This is a genomic window from Ensifer sp. Root423, assembly GCF_001426275.1.
GTDB lineage: Bacteria > Pseudomonadota > Alphaproteobacteria > Rhizobiales > Rhizobiaceae > Ensifer > Ensifer adhaerens.
Window position 1 is genome coordinate 1 of sequence record NZ_LMEG01000043.1, and the last position, 18,399, is coordinate 18,399.

Consider the following 18,399-nt stretch of genomic DNA (forward strand, 5'->3'; position numbering starts at 1 on the left):
CCCCCCCACATCGGCGCGCCGCTTCGCGCCCAGAACCAAGGAGTTTACCAATGGGATACAAGCCGTCTCCCCGTCCTGTCTTTGATCGTCCTAGCCACATCCCCTATGCCGGCGTCACGCGGCATCTCTGGGGCGAGGAAAATGCCGGTCTCGTTGACGGCTGGATCTACGCCTCGACGGAAAGCATTCACCAGATCGTCTTCATGCAGCCCGGCGGCTGCTTCAAGCATACGATGGCCTCCCGCGATCTTCGGGGCGTACGAGGTTCTCTACGTGCTGAGCGGTACACTTGGCCTTGCCAACCCCGAGACGGGTGAATTCTGCATCGCGAAGGAAGGCGAGGCGCTGTTCTTCCGCAAGGAAACTTGGCACCACGGTTTCAACCTTGGCAACGAGCAGGTCCGCGTGCTGGAATTCTTCGCGCCGCCGCCGGCCAAGGGCACGTCAGGCCCCTATGCGCGCACCAAGCCCTATATCGAGATCGAGCAATCGCGCTATGGCCAGAGCGAGTTCATCGGTCGCTGGCCGATGGACGCCGACGCCCAGCGGAAGGCCAGGACAATCCATTCAATGCGCGATGCCGATCTGCTCTTAAGCCTCGATCGGCAAACGCAGGGCGCCTATACCGGCCTCTATTGCGCGACCGATCAGCTCACCGTCGGCAAGACGACGCTGCTTTCGGGAAAACGCACCGGCATGGAGCGCCACAAGGGTGACGAATGCCTCTACTTGGTGTCGGGTATCTTGAACATCCATGTGCCCGATGCCGAAAGCCAGGTCTGGTTCGAGCTCAACCCGCGCGACGGCTTCCGGCGGGTTTCGATCACCAATATTTCAACATGACGGGCGACAAGGTGGAGTTCGTCTTCGGTGTCGCCCCGGAGTACTAGTCTCAAACAAAAAAAAATACGGCAGTACCCGCTGGATGCTGCCGTATCTGAAAACAGGAAGTCGGTCGAGAGGAACGTTGCTTCCCAAATAAGTTGGCGGCCCTTAGGCCGCCTTCTTTGCGTCGAAGGGGATCTCGATATCGACGGCGAGCGTTGAGACCTGGGGGCCGCGTTCCATCGTTACGCGGACCTTGTCGTCGTCGATCTGCATGTGTTTGGAGATCGCCTGGAGGATTTCGTCGCGCAGTTTGGTGACGAGATCGCTATCGCCGGCGGATGCGCGCTCATGGGCGAGCAGCACCTGCAGCCGTTCGCGGGCGGCCGGCGCTGACTGTGTGCGGGAGAAGAAACGGAAAAGGTTCATGCCGCTTTCCTTCCGAAGATCTTGCCGAGGAAGCTGCGCTTCTCGCCGGGGATGTTGATCGGCAGGGCCTCGCCCTTCAGTCGGCGAGCCGCCTCGAAATAGGCGAGCGCCGGGGCCGAGCGGGTGTCGGCCAGCGTGACCGGCGAACCGACGTTGGACGCGCGCAGCACGTCGGCGCTTTCCGGAATGATGCCCATCAGCGGGATCGACAGGATTTCGAGCACGTCGTCGACCTTCAGCATGTCGCCGCGCTCGGCGCGTACCGGGTCGTAGCGGGTAAGCAGCAGGTGCTTTTCCATGCGCTCGCCGTTTTCCGCCTTGAGCGTCTTGGAATCGAGCAGGCCGATGATGCGATCGGAATCGCGCACCGACGAGACTTCCGGATTGGTCACGACGATCGCGATGTCGGCGTGGCGCATGGCCAACGTGGCGCCACGCTCGATACCGGCGGGGCTGTCGCAGATGACCCAGTCGAAGGCGCTCTGAAGGGCGGCGATGACCTTCTCGACACCTTCCGGCGTCAGGTTGTCCTTGTCGCGGGTCTGGGAGGCCGGCAGCAGATAGAGCGTTTCCAAGCGCTTGTCGCGGATCAGCGCCTGCGACAGCTTGGCCTCGCCCTGGATCACGTTGACCAGGTCATAGACGACGCGGCGTTCCGCGCCCATGACGAGGTCGAGATTGCGCAGACCGACGTCAAAGTCCACGACGACGACTTTCTCGCCGTTCTGAGCGAGTGCGGCGCCCAGTGCGGCGCTGGACGTCGTCTTGCCGACGCCGCCCTTGCCCGATGTAACTACGACTACCTTGCCCATTCGTCTCTCCAAGTATCTAAGAATTCGCCTTCGCCTACGTCCTCGTGACCCCGGCCGGATCGACCTGAATCACCAGATGCGGATGGCAAGCATCCACACCTTTCCTTGCCTCGGCCTAACCGAGCGTTCCGGCCTTCAGCTGTTCGCCGTCGAGCCAGATCTGCACGGACTTGCCACGCAGATTCTGCTCCATGTCGTCGGCCGTCTTGTAGAAGCCGTCGATCGCAATCAATTCCGCTTCGAGCTTGCGGCAGAAGATCCGCGCCGAAGCATTGCCCGTGGTGCCGGCCATCGCCCGGCCGCGCAGCGCGCCGTAAATGTGGATCGAGCCGCCGGCGACGACTTCGGCGCCCGAGGCGACCGAGCCGATGATCGTCACGTCGCCTTCGGGGAAGAACAGCGACTGGCCGGAGCGCACCGGCTGGGTGACGACGATCGACGGCGTCGCCTTGGTGGCAAGCGGTTCTGCCGTGATCACGGTTTCCGCGGCTGCTTCCGCTTCCGGCGTCTCGCTCTTTTCGGCCTGTTCCGCCATCTTGGCTTCGTAGTCCGCCGCCGGGCGACCGTCGGTCATCGCGGGAGGAAGGTCAGCGCCGAGCAGAGACTGGCGCGCGCCTTCGATGCCCATGATGCGCACATTGCGCTTGCCGAGCTGGTCGACGAGTTCGCGCAGTTGCGACCGGTCGATATCAAGGCCGTCGACATCAAGCACGACCGGGCGTCGCAGGAAGAAACCGGCGGAGCGGGAGGCGAGATGGTCGAGGCGGGTGAGCCAATCCTCGAGCGGAAGCTCGGGGGTCAGCGCTAGCGCAAGGAAGGATCGCCCCTTGAGGCGGATCGGCCGGGATTCGGTTAACACATCATTCATCTTGGTAAATTTTCCGTTGCTTCGGTGTATCGATCAAATGGTTAACAAATGGTTAATTCGGCAATGCGAAGGTTAATGAGGCGGCGCTGAGGACCGGTCGCCGGCCGCTGGAAAACAAGGAAAATCGGGTGGCCGAAAAAGCCGCTCTTTTGCCCATCGTCGCCTTGGCTTCGGCCGATCAGACCCTGCGCCCGGCGCCGAGCGACGCAGAAAGCCTCGATACGGCAAGGGCGATTCGTCCGGGCTCATGAGGGGAGTTGACATTGGAACGCTAAAATAAGAACATAACAAGAACAGAGCGGAGGTTCCCATGAGTCGGATGGAGACCATGACCCACACGGAAGAAGTGATCGAACGCGCCATGGCCGCCGTTGCGGCCGCCCGAAAGAAGCGGGAACGCGAGGCCGAATGGCGCAAGCGCACCTTCGGCCGCATCGACATGGCGCCGCCGTTGCCGCGGCTGAAGCGTGGCGGTGTCCAGCTTTCGCTTCGGCTCGACGGTTCCGCACGCTGACGAAGGAGCGGGCCGCTCAAGGCCCGGCAGCTGGATGACGGGCGAAGCGAGTCGAAGCTTCGAGAGGAATGAACATGAGGCATCGTCGAAGCATCGACCTGATGCCGCGCGAAGACGCCACCGTTGACGGGGCGACCTTGGAACTCTTGCCGGAATGGTACGTGCTCGTGGCGCAATGCGGGAAATGTCGACACCAGGGGCGGATCGATCGCCGGCTTGTTGCAAACAGGCGCGGATGGGGCGTCTCTCTCAATTCCATCGGCCCGGCGCTGAAATGCGTACGCTGCGGCAACAGGGAAGGGAACAAACTGCTTCTTGGCCGGTTGCCCCGTGACTGATGGGCGGTGCGGGCAGAAAGCGTGGCGGGGCAGATGGGTTTGCCTTGAGAGCGCACGAAGGCGTCTCAGTCACATAGAGGGTGATTCTCTGCTATTTGTACTATAGAATTGATAATGGTCGGTGCCTCTTTGAATTGTATGGCGTTGATGTCGATCATACATTGATTGTTAATGAAATTTATCAAGCGTGATGCGCTGAAATTAGCGTGGATTCGGAACAAATTATTATTCTTTTCGTTGATGTGGTGATCAAACGAAAGGATTAGATCATGAAGAAGCTTATAATCGCCGCGGCTGTTGTTTCTTTGATGGCAGGATCCGCATTTGCTGAGGATGCCAACCAGAAAGCCGGCACGGCCGCAGGCATCGTTGGCGGCGCAACCGCGGGTGCCGTCGTCGGCGGGCCGATCGGTGCCGGTGTGGGTGCCGTGGTCGGTGGCGCGCTCGGCGGAGCGCTGACGCCGCCGCCGCCGGAAGTCATCACCTATGTCGAACAGCAGCCCGCACCGCCTTCGGTCGTCGTGCAGGAGCAGGTCGTGATCGGTAAACCCATCCCGCAAGCCGTCGTCCTGACGCCCGTACCCGATAATCCGCGCTACGCCTATGCGGTCGTAAATGACCACCGCGTGATCGTCGAGCCGCAGTCGAGAACGGTGGTCCAGGTCATCAACTGACCGTAGGCGGTCTTCATACTGTAGTCTCTCAGGGAGGGGTGGCGTTCCGCGCCGCCCCTTCCTTTTGCCCAGCTATCGATAAGGCGAGGCATCAAATGCCCTTGAGCGCTCAGCGGGATCGGTCGTGTCGATTGGTTCAACCTGATAAACTGCTGGCCGGATTTCATCGGCGGGGAGCACGTCATGGGAGCTGTCGCGCATGAAGACTGGCCGATCGAGATGTGGCGCCCGGGGGTTGAGACCCGCATGCTCATCTCCGCGCTCAATGGCGCTTCCGGATTGTGCCTGTTCGAACAATGGATCGCGCCCGGCGCCGGCGCGCCCACCCATAGCCATCCCGTCGAAGAGGTGCTGACGGTGGTGGCGGGGCAGGCGGAAATGTGGATCGACGACGAACGTTTCATCCTCACCAGCAATCAATCGCTGATCGTGCCGAAATTGCGTCGGCACGGGTTTGCAAATGTCGGCGGCGAAACGCTCCACATTCGCGCTGTGCTCGCATCCGCAGCCTTCGAGGCAAGCTTTGACGATGCAGCGGAAGCGACCAGGCGCTGGGCAGCCGCGCCGGTGCAGGGATAGGTCGGCACCTCCCATAAGCCACCACCCGAACTTCGGGCAAAGCCGTCGTGTCCGGCAGCGACCGGCTATCGAGGCTCGTGGCCTTCTTTCCCGAAAAGCTCGCACGCGTGTTTCTCACGCCGAGGGACGCACGGCGCCGAGGATGAAAATATACGCGCGAAACAACTAATATAAATCTCGAATTATATTGCCAGTATTTCGAGTATTTATTCGGTATTGCTTTACGAGTTTACATAAATACAGTCCGCATAGAAGTGTCGATATTTCCGTGGCAAAGTATTCTTGAAAATTGTTTGAAGGGGAGTGATCGCATGGCGAGGATCGTAGGTTCCTATGGGAACGACGTTTTGAAGGGTACCGCGGAAAGCGACCGCATCTGGGGGCTTTTCGGCGCCGACACGATCGACGGCGGCGCTGGCGATGATTTCGTCAGCGGCGGCGGCGGGCGCGATACCCTGATAAGCTCGAGCGGCTACGATCGGCTCGACGGCGGTGCCGACGACGACCAGATCGTGCTGAACGGGACCGGCGGTGCGGTCACCGGAGGGGCCGGCTATGATGGTCTCGTGGTCGATTTCTCACAAACCTCCGAGCGCATGGTGTTCAACGGCGGGTCCGGCCACGGTTATGTCGGAGATCCTGCGCTCGCCGGGCGCCACGTCTTCTTCCACGATATCGAGTGGTTGCGGGTGCTTGCCGGCAGCGGCGACGACCGGATCGCCGGCACCGCCTCAGGCGACAACATCTCGACGGGCGCCGGCAACGATGTCGTCTACGCCGGTGGCGGAAACGATCTCATAACCAACAGCGGCGGTCACGATCGTCTCAATGGCGGCGCCGGCAACGACCGCTTCGTTCTCATCGGTACCGGCAGCACCGTCTCCGGCGGCAGCGGCACCGATACGCTGGCTATCGATCTCGTCGCCGCCAAAGCCCCCGTCGTCTTCAACCTGCAAAACGGCCACGGCATCATCGGTCATCAGACATCGGGCGAGCGCCATATCTTCGTCACCTATGACGGCATCGAAAAGATCGAAGTGACGACGGGAAGCGGCAACGACCGGATCCTGGGGAGTACGCTTTCCGATGTCATCCAGACCGGCGGCGGCAACGACTTCGTCGACGCGGGTGTCGGCGACGATACGATCATCGACGGGCTCGGCGCCAATCGCCTGTTTGGCGGTGACGGCCGCGATCAGATCACCTCGACGCTGTATTCGGCAGAAATCGACGGTGGGGCGGGCCAGGACTGGTTATGGATCAAGGAAACGCAGCGCACGAGCGACCTGACGGTCGACTTCTCCGCCGGAGGGGCCTCGACCGGCACCGTCATTAGCGGCATCGAGGAGGCGAGCCTCATGCTCGGCAGCGGCAACGATCGGGTGATCGCCGGCGATCTGACCTATCTCGTGGTCGAGGCCGGCGCTGGAAACGATCACCTCGAGGGCGGCGCCGGAGGGGATGCGCTCTATGGCGAAGACGGCAATGATTACATTCACGGGGGTGCCGGAAACGACTCGATCGTCACGGGCGCCGGTGACGATGTGGCCTATGGCGGCGACGGAATGGACACGCTAGCCAATACCGGCGGCAGCGACGTGCTCGATGGCGGCGCCGGAGACGACTGGCTGCAGGACACCTTCCCCGGCGGTGGCAGCCTCGGTGTTGCGTCGATCCTGCGCGGCGGCGCGGGCAACGACACGATCAATGCCCGCTACGTCGGCGAGGTCGATGGCGGTGAAGGCCGGGACCTCCTGAACCTCAACTATGGCGGCCTGCCGGAGGCGATGGACTTCGACGCGGCACGGGGTGTCACCCATACCGGCCTGACGTTCACCGGTATCGAATATTTCAACGTTTCGAGCGGGGGCTACGACGACGTACTGCGCGGCGGCGACGACAACGACACTTTTTACGCCTCGAGCGGCAACGATATCCTCGAGGGGCGCGGCGGGGATGACAAGCTGACGGGCGCGTCGGAAAACGACCAGCTCTTCGGCGGCGACGGGGCGGATTTCCTCGATGGAGGGTCCGAGAACGACCGATTGAGCGGCGGTAACGGCAGTGATGTGCTGACGGGTGGCCGCGGCGCGGACACCTTTTACTGGTCGTCGGAAACCTCCGGCGAGGTGGGCCTCGATCGCATTCTCGATTTCGATGGCCGGCAGGGTGACCGCATCGCCTTTTCCCACGAGGCCCAGGACACAACGGGTATTCACAGCTATGCGGATTTCCTTGCCGCAGCGCGCGACACGGCCGATGGCGTGTTCGTCTCCTTCAATGGCTCGGAAACCGAAGGCATTCTGATCGAGGATAGCTCGCTCTCGGTTCTCTCCGAAAGCGATCTCGTCTTCGGCTGAGGCCTCGTTCGTCAGGCCTCCGGAGCTGCGCCTTCGTCTTGGCGCGCGGCATTGATCGTCTCCGTGGTCAGGTGCCCATCGATGAGATGAAGGCGCCGGTCCATGCGCGCGGCCATATCCAGGTCATGAGTGACCGCGACCACGGTCTTGCCCTCTTCGCGCACCAGCGTTTCCAGGATCCTGAAGACCTGCTCGGAGCTCGTGCTGTCGAGACTGCCGGTCGGTTCGTCGGCGAGGATCAGCGGCGGGTCGTTGGCGAGTGCACGGGCGACCGCCACGCGCTGGCGCTGGCCGCCCGAGAGCTGATCGGGCCGCTTGTCGAGGTGATCGGCAAGCCCGAGTGCCGCAAGCAGCTCGCTTGCCTTCCCACGCATCTCGCTCCGGCCGAGGCGGCCGAGCTTGCGCATGGGAATTTCGACGTTCTCGCGGGCGGTAAATTCGGGCAACAGGAAGTGGAACTGGAAGACGAATCCGATATTGGCGAGCCGCGTGGCTGCCCGTTCGTTCTCGTCCATTCGCTCCGTGTCGCGACCGCGGATCATAAGCGTGCCACCCGTCGGCCGGTCGAGCAGGCCGAGCAGATAGAGGAGCGACGACTTGCCGGAACCGGAGGGGCCGGTGACAGCGACGAATTCCCGCTCGCCGATGGTGAGCGATATGTCCTTCACCAGCGTGACAGGTACGGTCTCCCTGAGGATCCGCGTCAAATCCTTGGTTTCGATCAGCGTGCTCATGTCGCGCCCCGGATGATATCGACGGGATTTGCCCGGGCCGCGCGCCGCGCCGGCAGGTAGCCGGCAACCGCTGCCGATCCGAGCGCGAAAGCGGCGGCGATCAGATAGTGCAACATGCTCCAGGCGATCGGTAGCCGGGTCATCTCCTGGCCGGTGGCGGCGAGCTCGAAGCGGACGAGCGAAAGGCCATAGATCATTGCCAAGCCGAACGCCCAGCCGACAAGCGTGCCGACTGTCGCGATCGCCACGCCTTCGAGCACGAAGAGGATGCGCATGTCGGTCTCGGTGAAGCCGAGCGATTTCATGATGGCGATGTCGCGCGCCTTCTCGTGCGTGATCGTCGAGATGATGTTGAAGATACCGAAGCCGGCGACCAGCATGATCGCAGCGACGACCGTGTACATGATGACGTTGCGCACGACGAGCGCCTCGAGGATCGACTCGTTGGCCTCCTGCCAGGCGATCGCCTTGTAGCCGAGTTCCGCCTCGATACGCCGGGCGACGGTCGGGGCGGCGTTCGGATCGTCGAGCTTGATGTTGATCACGTTGATCGCGTTGGGCCGGGCTGAGAGGATTTGGGCGTTTTTCTGCAGCACATAGGCCTCGCCCTCGTCGCGCGCCGTCGTGCCGGTGTGGAAGAGGCCGACGATCTTGAAGCGGCGGCTGAGCCCTTCCGAAGAGACGGCGGTGATCGTGTCGCCGATCTTGGCACCGAGCCGGGAGGCCATGGTATCGCCGATCACCACATTGTTGCCGCCGGCGGCAAGGGCGGCGAAGCTGCCCGCCCTGAAATCTCCGATGATCGGCGAGACCCGCGGCTCCGCCTGCGGATCGATGCCGATGACGGCGGCGCCGACCTCCTGACCGGAATAGCGAAGGACGCCCTGCGCCCTGAGGGTGGCTGCAAAGCGGCCGGGGATCCAGCCGTCGAGCCAGGAGAGCGCTGCCGTTGGGTTGATGATGCCGCGGCGGTCGTCGCGTGGCCTGAGGCCGGAAATGGCCGCGGCACTAAACAGGTCTTCCGCCGGCTGGCGGCGCGCCGTGCGTTGCTCGTCGGTCACCTGCACATGGGGCATCGTGTCGACGAGCTGGCGAACGAAGTCGTCCTGGCCGCCCTGCATCAGCGCTGCCATGGCGATGGAGAAGCCGACGCCGACCGCCACGCCCAGCATCGCGACGATCGTCTGTCGGCCTCGGCCGGTGATGTGCGTCAGTGCGATGTCGAGGATGAGGCGCATGGCGGGCTCATTTCTCCGGCGAAGGGGTGGCCTTCACCCGCGTGCCATCGGCAAGACCGGTCGGGAAGGGCGAGACGACGCGCGCGTCGTCTTTGAGGCCGGAGAGGACTTCGACGCCGTCGGCGCCGCGGATGCCCGTTTTCAGTTCTCGGATCCGTGCGCGATTGCCGTCGATCACGGCGGCCTTCGCTCCTTCCAGCGCCACGGTCGGGATGATCAAGGCGCCATTGGCGACCCGCACGATGATGTTGACGTCGGTCGACATGCCGATCCGAAGCGGCGTGTCGTCGGGCAGCCGAAAGCGCACGCGATAGGTCTTCGTTACCGGATCACCCTTGGGCGTGATGCTGTCGACCGTCGCTTCCAGCTTGCGGTCGGGGAAGGCATCCGATCGGAGCAGCGCCTTCTGGCCGACTTCGACGCGCGGGATATCCTCTTCGTTGACGTCGGCGGTGACGATCAGCGGTTTCGGCTCTCCGACCCAGAAGAGCACCGTGCCGAGATCCGCGACCTCGCCGATCTCGCCGTCCTGCCTGAGTACCTGGCCGGCGCTCGGTGCGCGCAGCACATAGGTCGCGAGCCGCGCCTGGCGGCCGGCGACGAGCGCTTCGAGCTGGCCGAGTTCGCTGCGCGCCCGGTCGACTTCCTGTTCGCTGATCGTGCTGCGTTCGGCGAGCGCCAGCTTGCGCCGATATTCCTCCTGCGCCAGCGTCAGCCGCGCCTGTAGTTCGCCAAGCGCCGCCCGTGCCTCGGTGTCGTCGAGGCGGGCGAGCACGTCACCCTTGGCGACACGCTGTCCCTCGCAATTGCACTGCTCGACGATGCGCTCGGCGACCGTCGGGGTGACTTTCGCCCAGGTGCGCGGCTCCACCACGCCATCCGCATAGATGATCTCCGCCGCATCGCCGCGTTTCGGCGAAATGACGGAGACGGGAACCGGGCGAAGAAAATACCAGGCGCTTGCCGCACCGACGGCAACGACAACGGCCGCTCCGATTGCATAACGAGTGAGCCGCACGAGACGCTCCTTGAACGCTTCCAATCCGTTCTGTATAAATAGACCGACGGTCGGTTTGTTTCAAGGCTGCCGATTTCCTCGACCTTCAGGAGCGTCGTGGACCGCGCCGCAAACCCGTGCTAAGCCGCCGTCCTGGGAGCGCTCATGGTCAGAACGAAGAAATCGCCGGAAGTCCGATCGAACGAGTTGATCGATTGCGCCGAGCGCTTGTTCTTTCTGCACGGCTACGAGAATACGACGGTCAACGACGTCATCCGCGAGGCCAATCTATCCAAGGGCGCCTTCTACCACTATTTCGTCTCGAAGGAGGCCTTGCTGGAGGCGGTCGCGACCCGCCTGGCTGAGCGGAACCTGAAGGAATTGCAGCCGCTTTTCGAAGATCCGTCGCTCGATGCAGTCGGCCAGCTGAATGCGCTTTTCGCCGGCTCGCGGCGGCTGAAGCTCGACATGGCGCCGCAGCTGAAGAACAGCTTCAACGCCCTCTTCAAGCCCGAAAATGTCGCGCTCTATCATCGTATCGACGAGGCACTGATGGCCGTCAGCCTGCCGCTGGTCGCCGAAATGCTGCGGCGTGGGCACGCGGACGGAACGCTCGATGCGCCCGATCCGGAAGCTTCCGCCCTGATGTTGCTGCAACTGCGGCTGAGTGTCGCCAAAGTGATGCACAAGGCCTTGCAGCGACAGGAAGCCGGCGACCTCGACGGCGCGGCTGCGATGCTCGACGGCTGGATGCGAACCTACGGCACCGCCATCGAGCGCTTTCTGAAGCTCCCGGATGGAACGATCGAAGTGACCGAACCGGGTTTCTCCCGCGCTTTCCTTGAAGCATAGCCGACGGTTCGGTTGCCGGCTCGCGCGTCATTGCCTGCCGCGGCGGCAGGGATCAAAGCGCTCCGTCGATCGCGCCGCTGTTGCGCTCGCCTGTGTTCGTCGGAGACGGAAAGAGCTGGGAGCCAAAGGCGCCCTGGCTGCTGATCTCGGGGAAGCTGACGTCTGCGATTTCGAAATCGGGCATGAGCGCAAGCATCGGCAAGATCCGTTCGAAAACCGCGCCGCCCAGCGGTGCTGCATTCCAGCCGGAGGTGCGGAAGCCATAGGTCTCCTTCAGACCCTTGGGCTCGTCGAGCAAAGTGAGAAGCAGATAGCGCGGATTGTCGACGGGAACGACGCCCATGAAGGATGTGATGTTCAGCTCCTTCGAGTAGCGCCCGCTGACCACCTTTTCGGCGGTGCCGGTCTTGCCGCCTATGAAATAGCCTTTGACCTCCGCCTTCTTTGCCGAGCCGGTCTTGGCGTTGAGCCGCAGCAGATAGCGCAGCGCCTCGCCGGTCTCCGGCTTGATCAGATTGCGCGCGATGATGCGTTCGTCGAGCGCCGCACCCTTGATCAGAGTTGGCCTTATAAGGCGCCCACCGTTGACGAGCGCCGCCACTGCGATGCTCGCCTGCAGCGGCGTCACGGCGATGCCGTGGCCGTAGGAGGCGGTCGCCGTTTCGATCTCGCCCCAGCGTCGCGGCAATTGTGGATGGGCGCTTTCGGGCAGTTCCGTCGTCAGCCGCGACATCTGCCCGAAGCGCGTCAGGAATGCCTGCAGGTTCTCCGGGCCGACGGATATCGCCATTTTCGCCATCGAGATGTTCGACGAATAGATGAAGGCCTCCGGCACCGTCAGCGGTCGATGCTGGCCGCGGTAGTCGTTGATGCGGAAGCGGCCGAAGGCGAGCGGCTTGCTGGCGTCGATGACGGAGCGGAGCGTGAACTGGCCGGAATCGAGCGCCATGGCCGTCGTCAGTGCCTTGAAGGTCGAGCCCATCTCGAAGGTGGCGGCGGCGATGCGGTTGATACGGTCGGGCTTCAGCGCGTCCACGGGCAGGTTCGGGTCGAAATCCGGGTAAGAAACGAGCGCCAGGATCTCGCCATTGGTGACGTCGAGCACCAAGCCGGCCCCGGCCTTGGCGCTGAACTTGGCGATCGCCTTGCGCAACTCGACCTCGAGCGCATGCTGGATGCGGATATCGAGCGTCGTGCTCACCGGCTCGAGGTTGCGATGGGAGAGATCCATGCCGCTCTGGCGAAGCACCTCCAGCCCCTGGCCCTCGATCCAGCGCTCGATGCCGGCGATGCCAATATTGTCGATATCGACCGCGCCGAGCACGTGGGCGGCAAGCGTGCCGTTGGGATAGAAGCGCTGTTTCTCGCGCTGGAAGCCGATCGCTGGAAGGCCGGCGTTCCAGACGGCCTGCTCTTCGGCCGGCGTCACTTGCCGCTTGATCCAGGCAAACGCCGCACCGCTCTTCAGCCGACGATAGAGGTCGCGCCCGTCGAGATCAGGGAAGATCGCTGTCAGTTTCTCGACTGCTTCGTCCACATCGACGATCAGTCGAGGCTCGGCGTAAAGCCCGGAACTCGGCACGTCGATCGCCAGCAGATTGCCGTTGCGGTCAAGGATCGAGGGACGGCCGAGCGACGGCGGCGGCGGTATGTAGCCGGTGCGCTCGTAGTCGGCGGCGCCGAGCTGGACGAGACGCGCGAGCATGAGGCCGAAGACGAGCGCGAAGGCGCCGATGACGAGGAGAAGGCGGCCGCGGGGATCCGGCCGGAGCTGAGCCTTGCGTGCCATCTCAATAAAGTCCGTTGCTGTTGGTAAGAAGCTTCGCCCGCTGTTCGGGCGTAAGGTCCGCATCGGCCGTGGCCGATGTGCTCGCCGTCTCGAAGCCGTCGATGACCGGGCAGCCGCCGGCGCAAGGGGCAGTGCCCGGCTTGAAGGATTCGAGAATGGCACCCGGCGTGCCCGCCGGGACCGGCTGGCCGCTCTTCCGGTCGATCGCCTCGACCATCATGCCTGTTGGCGCGTGGAAATCGGCCGCGGCCCGCCCCGCAAGAGCCACCTTCATGAAATCGATGAAAATGGGTGCGGCGAGGCCGCCGCCGGTTTCGCCGTAGCCCATGGGCTTCGGCGTGTCGTAGCCGAGGAAGACACCGGTGACGATATCGGGCGTGTAGCCGACGAACCAGACGTCCTTCTCGTCATTGGTGGTGCCGGTCTTGCCGGCGATCGGCACGCCGAGCGAGCCGACATTTCGAGCGGTGCCACGTTCGACAACGCCGCGCAGCATCGAAGTGACCTGATAGGCTGTCATCGGATCGAGCACGTAGTCGCGGTCGTCCACGGGCATGGGCTCTTCCTGGCCGGTCCAGTCGGAGGCGTTGCAAGCGTCGCACTTGCGCTGGTCGTGGCGAAAGATCGTGCGGCCGTAACGATCCTGGACGCGATCGACCATCGAAGGCGTGACGGCCCTGCCGCCATTGGCGATGACCGCATAGGCCGAGACCAGCCTGAGCAGCGTCGTTTCGCCGGCGCCGAGCGACATCGGCAGGTAAGGCTTCAGCTCGTCATAGATGCCGAAACGCTTGCCGTAGTCGGCGACCAGATCCATGCCGAGATGGCGGGCAAGGCGCACGGTCATCAGGTTGCGGCTGTTTTCGAGCCCGACGCGCAGCGTCGATGGACCGCTGAAGCGACCGTCGTAGTTCTTCGGTTTCCACATTCGCCCGGCGCCGTCGGCAAGGGCGATCGGCGCATCCATCACCAGCGTCGTCGGCGCATAGCCGTTGTCGAGGGCGGCGGCATAGACGAAGGGCTTGAACGACGAGCCCGGCTGGCGATAGGCCTGGGTTGCGCGGTTGAATTCCGACTGGGCATAGGAAAAACCACCGGCGACCGCCAGCACCCGGCCGGTGTTCGGATCCATGGAAACGAGCGCGCCCTGCACGAGCGGCGGCTGCCGGAGCAAGTAGCCGTCGCCCGCCTTTTCCACATAGACGACGTCGCCGGGCGCCAGAGCCCCGTCGGGTCCCGCGGCGCAGCCCCGCTTTGCCTTGGCCGAGCGGCAGAGCGCCCAGGCCATGCCCGCCCGGCCAAGGCGGATCGTCTCGTTGGTGCCAAGAGCACCGCTTCGTTCCGCGACCGTCGGCCTTAGCCCGATCTCTGCTCCATCCTTGTCGGTCGCCAGCACCACGCCGAGCCGCCATTCCGGCACGTCGGCGAGCGGCTGGAGCCTGGCAAGCGCCGGCGCCCAGTTTCCAGTCGAAGGGAGCCTGGCGACGGGGCCGCGGTAGCCCTTTGCCTGGTCATAGGCGACGAGGCCTTTGCGCAACGCCGTCATGGCGGCGACCTGCAATCGCGGATCGAGCGTCGTGCGCACGGAGAAGCCGGCCGTATAAAGGGCAGCATCGCCGTATCGGGCGTTGAGCTGGCGGCGGACGTCCTCGGTGAAATAGTCGGAACTGGCGACCGCGGGCGATTGTTGGCGTTGCCTGACGCCGAGCGAGGAAGCGGATGCCTTTGCGGCGGCGGCGGTGTCGATGACGCCGTTCTGCCGCATCTGGTCGATCACCCAGTTGCGGCGGCCGGTTGCCCGCTCCGCCTGGCGGTCCGGGTCGTAATTGTTGGGCGCCTTCGGCAGGGCTGCGAGGAAGGCTGCCTCCGCGACCGAGAGCTCGCTGACCGGCTTGTCGAAATAGGTGAGCGCTGCCTGCGCCACGCCATAGGCACCGCGCCCGAGATAGATGTCGTTGAGATAGAGTTCGAGGATGCGGTCCTTGGAATAGGTCTGGTCGATCCGCAGCGAAAGGATCGCCTCGCGCAGCTTGCGCTCCACAGTCCGGTCCGACGTCAGCAGGAAATTCTTGGCGATCTGCTGCGTGATCGTCGAGCCGCCGATCATGCGGCGACCGGAGCCGTAGTTGGTGAGGTTGGCAAAGAGCGCCGTGCCGATGCTCGCAACGTCGATGCCGGGATGGGTGTAGAAGTTCTTGTCCTCGGCGGAGAGGAACGCCTGGCGCACGCGTGCGGGGATGGTGGCGATGGGCAGGAACAGCCGGCGTTCCCGCGCGAGTTCCGCGACCATCGTGCCGTCGGCGGCATAGAGGCGGCTGGTCACCGCCGGCTCCCAGTTGGCGAGCGTGCGGTGATCGGGCAGGTGTCGCGTCAGGGCTGCGACGAGCGAGGCGGCGGCCAGCGCGACGACCACAGTAAGATTGAGGCATGTGCCGAGCAGATTTACGAGGAGCTTCATAACGGGCAGAGCGGACCTTCATGGCAGCAGGCAGCGTCGCCGACACAGGTGTTCGTGCGGCGGGCAGCGCATGCGGAGCGGAGTATTGGGGTGCGCCTACGTCCGCGGACGTTGGCTCGGTGACGGTGCCTGCGGCCGCTAGGGCCAGATGAAACGGCGCATGGATCAGGTCTCCGAAAGCGGTGCGGCTGACCGCGCCTTTCCTGAGTTGGCGACTTCCGGGCAACGGCACGCACCGCCGATAAAGTTCACCGTAAAGGGATTGTGCTTACGCAACAAACCACGTTTATTTGCGAGACCCATTAGGTGAGTTAGGGCATTCATGGTCAGGCCATATCTTCCGCTCAATGCGCTGCGCGCTTTCGAAGCCTCGGCGCGGCATCTAAGCTTTACGCGCGCGGCAATCGAGCTCTGCGTTACGCAAGCCGCGGTCAGCCATCAGGTCAAGCTTCTCGAAAACCGCCTGAACGTGACCCTGTTCAAGCGGCTGCCGCGCGGACTGATGATCACGGCGGAGGGCGAGGCGTTGCTGCCGGTTCTGCGCGATAGCTTCGACCGGATGGCGGACATGCTCGACCGCTTCGAGGCGGGGCATATTCGCGAAGTGCTGATGATCGGCGCCGTCGGCACGTTTGCGGTCGGTTGGCTGCTGCCGCGGCTCGCGGATTTCCAGGCGAAGTATCCCTTTGTCGACGTTCGCCTCTCCACCAACAACAACCGCGTCGACATGGCGGCCGAGGGGCTGGATTTCGCTATCCGCTTCGGCGGCGGCTCCTGGCACAATATCGAGGCGACGCGGCTCTTCGAGGCGCCGCTATCCGTGCTTTGCATCCCCGAGATCGCCGAGCGGCTGAAGACGCCGGCCGATCTGCTCGACGAAACGCTGCTCCGGTCCTATCGGGCCGACGAGTGGGTGACCTGGTTCGATGCAGCCGGCATCGCCTATCCGGCGCCCCTGCTCAAGGGCATCGTCTTCGATAGTTCGCTGGCGATGATGGAGGCAGCGGCCCAGGGGATCGGCGTGGCGCTGGCGCCACCACTGATGTTCTCGCGGCTGCTGTCGAACGGCACGATGCGCCAGCCCTTCGACGTTCACACCTCGATGGGAAGCTACTGGCTGACGCGGCTGAAATCGCGTCCCGTCACGCCGGCGATGACCGCCTTCCACGATTGGCTCGCTGCGGCGGCCGAGCAGGAGGCAGCGGCCTTGCCGGCCACGCCCGACGTTATCGCAGGCTGAACGTCCGCCACAGTGCAGTTCAACGCAAGCTGCGCCTCAACCGGGTCCCGCGGCGGTGCGTCTTTATGGCCCAATAATTCTAATGTCTGCCACCAATTCTAATGATGGCCACGACGCACGGCTTTTATCCGTTCACTCGGACGATTTTGCCGTCGAGCACTCGTACACCGTGCGCCCGCTTTGGGCATCGACGCCGGCGAGGCTCACCTCATAGCCCCAGAGATGGCGGATATGGCGCATCGTCGCGTCGCGGCTGCCCTCGTCGAGCAGGATACCGTGCTTGACATTGTGCTGCAGCCGCAATTGCCGGTCACCGAGCAGATCGACGTCCATCACCTGGATGTCCGGCTGGTTGGCAGCAACGTCGTAGCTGTTGGCGAGCGCCGAACGGACCGCGGAATAGCCGCGCTCGTTGTGGATCGAGGCAACCTCGACGAAACGATCCGACGAGCGATCGGAGAGCTGGAACAGCCGGAACTTGCGCATCACCGCCGGGCTCAGATACTGCAGGATGAAGGACTCGTCGCGATGGTTCGCCCAGGCGTCACGCAGCGTTTCCATCCAGTCGCCGTTGCCGGCGAAAGACGGGAACCAGTCGCGGTCTTCCTCCGTCGGTTCGGTGGCAATCCGCTGGATATCCTGCATCATCGCAAAGCCGAGCGCGTAGGGGTTGATGCCCGGGTAGCGCCGGTCGTTGAAATCCGGCTGGAACACGACGTTGGAATGGCTCTGCAACAGTTCCAGCATGTGACCTTCGCCAATCCTGCCCTGGTCGTAGAGGCGGTTGATGATGGTGTAATGCACGAAGGTGGCGCAGCCCTCATTCATGACCTTCGTCTGGCGCTGCGGTGAAAAATATTGCGCGATGACACGCACGATCCTGAGCAGCTCGCGCTGCCAGGGCTCCAGGATCAGGCTGTGTTTTTCGAGGAAATAGAGCAGGTTTTCCTCCGGCAGGTTGAGCACCTTCTTGCGCTCCGAAGCGTCGCGCTCGGCCTCGGCCGGATCACGGCTCTCGGCGACCTGCGGCAGGGTCCGCCAGAGGTCGCTATAGGTCTGCTCCTCATATTCCAGCCGCTCGCGCGCCCTTTCGCGCACCTTTTCAGAGGAGAGGCGTGGCGGGCGGCGGTAGCGGAAGACGCCCTGGTCCATCAGCGCATGGGCGGAATCGAGAATGGCTTCGACGGCGGCAGTGCCGTGCCGCTCCTCGCATTTGGTCACGTATTTCTTGGCGAAATCCATATAGCTCAGGATCGCGCCGGCATCGGTCCACTGGCGAAAGAGATAGTTGTTCTTGAAGAAGTGGTTATGGCCGAAAGCGGCATGCGCGGTCACCAGCGCCTGCATCGCCATGGTGTTTTCTTCCATGAGATAGGTGATGCAGGGATTGGAATTGATCACCAGCTCATAGGCAAGACCGCGGTGGCCCTTACGGTAGTGATGCTCCTCATAGGCAAAGCGCTTGCCGAAGGACCAGTGCTGGTACATGAGCGGCATGCCGACCGAGGAATAGGCGTCGAGCATCTGTTCGGAGGTGATGATCTCCAGCTGGTTCGGGTAGACGCTGAGGCCCATTTCTTCGAGCGCGACCTGCTCGATCGCGTCGTAAGCACGCGACAGCGTCGCAAAATTCCAGTCGGACCCCTGGAACAGGAGACCTGAGGTCGTGCGTCGTGCCATCCGGTCTCCCCC

At 63.5% G+C, this 18,399-nt stretch carries 17 protein-coding genes; 8 read left to right on the top strand and 9 right to left on the bottom strand.

Going from position 1 to position 18,399, the window contains the following annotated elements; translation table 11 throughout:
- Nucleotides 1-141 precede the first annotated feature (141 nt).
- Nucleotides 142-843 carry a cupin domain-containing protein gene (locus tag ASD01_RS25380; protein WP_348272360.1) on the top strand — a complete coding sequence of 234 codons (702 nt, stop codon included), beginning with the start codon at nucleotides 142-144 and terminating at the stop codon, nucleotides 841-843.
- Nucleotides 844-993: 150 nt separating this feature from the next.
- On the opposite strand, the gene minE is transcribed toward ASD01_RS25380, so the two are convergent.
- From minE to minC, 3 genes are all read right to left on the bottom strand, one after another.
- A complete protein-coding gene (minE, locus tag ASD01_RS25385; RefSeq protein WP_034798387.1) occupies nucleotides 994-1,254 on the bottom strand; it encodes a cell division topological specificity factor MinE in 261 nt (86 codons plus the stop codon).
- Nucleotides 1,251-2,066 carry a septum site-determining protein MinD gene (minD, locus tag ASD01_RS25390; protein WP_034798389.1) on the bottom strand — a complete coding sequence of 272 codons (816 nt, stop codon included), beginning with the start codon at nucleotides 2,064-2,066 and terminating at the stop codon, nucleotides 1,251-1,253. Before minD ends, minE begins: the two co-directional genes overlap by 4 nt.
- Nucleotides 2,067-2,181: 115 nt before the next feature.
- On the bottom strand, nucleotides 2,182-2,934 hold the full coding sequence (minC, locus tag ASD01_RS25395; RefSeq protein WP_034798390.1) for a septum site-determining protein MinC: 753 nt from the start codon (nucleotides 2,932-2,934) through the stop codon (nucleotides 2,182-2,184).
- A gap of 128 nt (nucleotides 2,935-3,062) precedes the next feature.
- Between minC and ASD01_RS37310 the strand changes: the two genes are divergently transcribed.
- From ASD01_RS37310 to ASD01_RS25415, 5 genes are all read left to right on the top strand, one after another.
- A complete protein-coding gene (locus ASD01_RS37310) occupies nucleotides 3,063-3,185 on the top strand; it encodes a hypothetical protein (RefSeq protein ID WP_255381169.1) in 123 nt (40 codons plus the stop codon).
- Nucleotides 3,186-3,262: 77 nt separating this feature from the next.
- Complete coding sequence (locus tag ASD01_RS25400; RefSeq protein WP_034798488.1) at nucleotides 3,263-3,448, top strand: hypothetical protein; 186 nt, start codon at nucleotides 3,263-3,265, stop codon at nucleotides 3,446-3,448.
- Between the two features lie 607 nt (nucleotides 3,449-4,055).
- Nucleotides 4,056-4,460, top strand: a complete 405-nt coding sequence (locus tag ASD01_RS25405) for a DUF1236 domain-containing protein (RefSeq protein WP_060584803.1) — start codon at nucleotides 4,056-4,058, stop codon at nucleotides 4,458-4,460.
- 183 nt (nucleotides 4,461-4,643) lie between these two features.
- A complete protein-coding gene (locus ASD01_RS25410) occupies nucleotides 4,644-5,039 on the top strand; it encodes a cupin domain-containing protein (protein WP_034798394.1) in 396 nt (131 codons plus the stop codon).
- A gap of 311 nt (nucleotides 5,040-5,350) precedes the next feature.
- Nucleotides 5,351-7,399: a calcium-binding protein gene (locus ASD01_RS25415; RefSeq protein ID WP_051659433.1), complete on the top strand. Its 2,049-nt coding sequence runs from the start codon at nucleotides 5,351-5,353 to the stop codon at nucleotides 7,397-7,399.
- Between the two features lie 11 nt (nucleotides 7,400-7,410).
- Here ASD01_RS25415 and ASD01_RS25420 read toward each other — a convergent pair whose 3' ends face one another.
- Genes ASD01_RS25420 through ASD01_RS25430 form a run of 3 tightly spaced genes read right to left on the bottom strand, consistent with a single transcriptional unit; the run spans nucleotide 7,411 to nucleotide 10,389 of the window.
- Nucleotides 7,411-8,133 (bottom strand): ABC transporter ATP-binding protein, encoded by a 723-nt coding sequence (locus tag ASD01_RS25420; RefSeq protein ID WP_060521876.1) that lies wholly within the window; start codon nucleotides 8,131-8,133, stop codon nucleotides 7,411-7,413.
- A complete protein-coding gene (locus ASD01_RS25425; protein ID WP_034798398.1) occupies nucleotides 8,130-9,371 on the bottom strand; it encodes an ABC transporter permease in 1,242 nt (413 codons plus the stop codon). Before ASD01_RS25425 ends, ASD01_RS25420 begins: the two co-directional genes overlap by 4 nt.
- A gap of 7 nt (nucleotides 9,372-9,378) precedes the next feature.
- The gene (locus ASD01_RS25430) at nucleotides 9,379-10,389 is read right to left on the bottom strand and encodes an efflux RND transporter periplasmic adaptor subunit (protein WP_034798492.1); all 1,011 of its coding nucleotides are present in this window, start codon (nucleotides 10,387-10,389) and stop codon (nucleotides 9,379-9,381) included.
- Between the two features lie 144 nt (nucleotides 10,390-10,533).
- On the opposite strand from ASD01_RS25430, the gene ASD01_RS25435 reads away from it, so the two are divergent.
- Entirely contained in the window at nucleotides 10,534-11,220 is a 687-nt protein-coding gene (locus ASD01_RS25435) for a TetR/AcrR family transcriptional regulator (RefSeq protein WP_034798399.1), read from the top strand.
- A 52-nt stretch (nucleotides 11,221-11,272) separates the two neighbouring features.
- On the opposite strand, the gene ASD01_RS25440 is transcribed toward ASD01_RS25435, so the two are convergent.
- Both ASD01_RS25440 and ASD01_RS25445 read right to left on the bottom strand, forming a co-directional pair.
- Complete coding sequence (locus ASD01_RS25440; protein WP_051659434.1) at nucleotides 11,273-13,009, bottom strand: peptidoglycan D,D-transpeptidase FtsI family protein; 1,737 nt, start codon at nucleotides 13,007-13,009, stop codon at nucleotides 11,273-11,275.
- Nucleotide 13,010: 1 nt separating this feature from the next.
- Nucleotides 13,011-15,467 carry a penicillin-binding protein 1A gene (locus ASD01_RS25445; RefSeq protein WP_060644550.1) on the bottom strand — a complete coding sequence of 819 codons (2,457 nt, stop codon included), beginning with the start codon at nucleotides 15,465-15,467 and terminating at the stop codon, nucleotides 13,011-13,013.
- A gap of 322 nt (nucleotides 15,468-15,789) precedes the next feature.
- Here ASD01_RS25445 and ASD01_RS25450 point away from each other — a divergent pair, with 322 nt between their 5' ends.
- The gene (locus tag ASD01_RS25450; RefSeq protein ID WP_051659435.1) at nucleotides 15,790-16,707 is read left to right on the top strand and encodes a LysR family transcriptional regulator; all 918 of its coding nucleotides are present in this window, start codon (nucleotides 15,790-15,792) and stop codon (nucleotides 16,705-16,707) included.
- A gap of 132 nt (nucleotides 16,708-16,839) precedes the next feature.
- Here ASD01_RS25450 and ASD01_RS25455 read toward each other — a convergent pair whose 3' ends face one another.
- Nucleotides 16,840-18,387 carry a SpoVR family protein gene (locus ASD01_RS25455; RefSeq protein WP_034798401.1) on the bottom strand — a complete coding sequence of 516 codons (1,548 nt, stop codon included), beginning with the start codon at nucleotides 18,385-18,387 and terminating at the stop codon, nucleotides 16,840-16,842.
- Nucleotides 18,388-18,399: the final 12 nt, after the last annotated feature.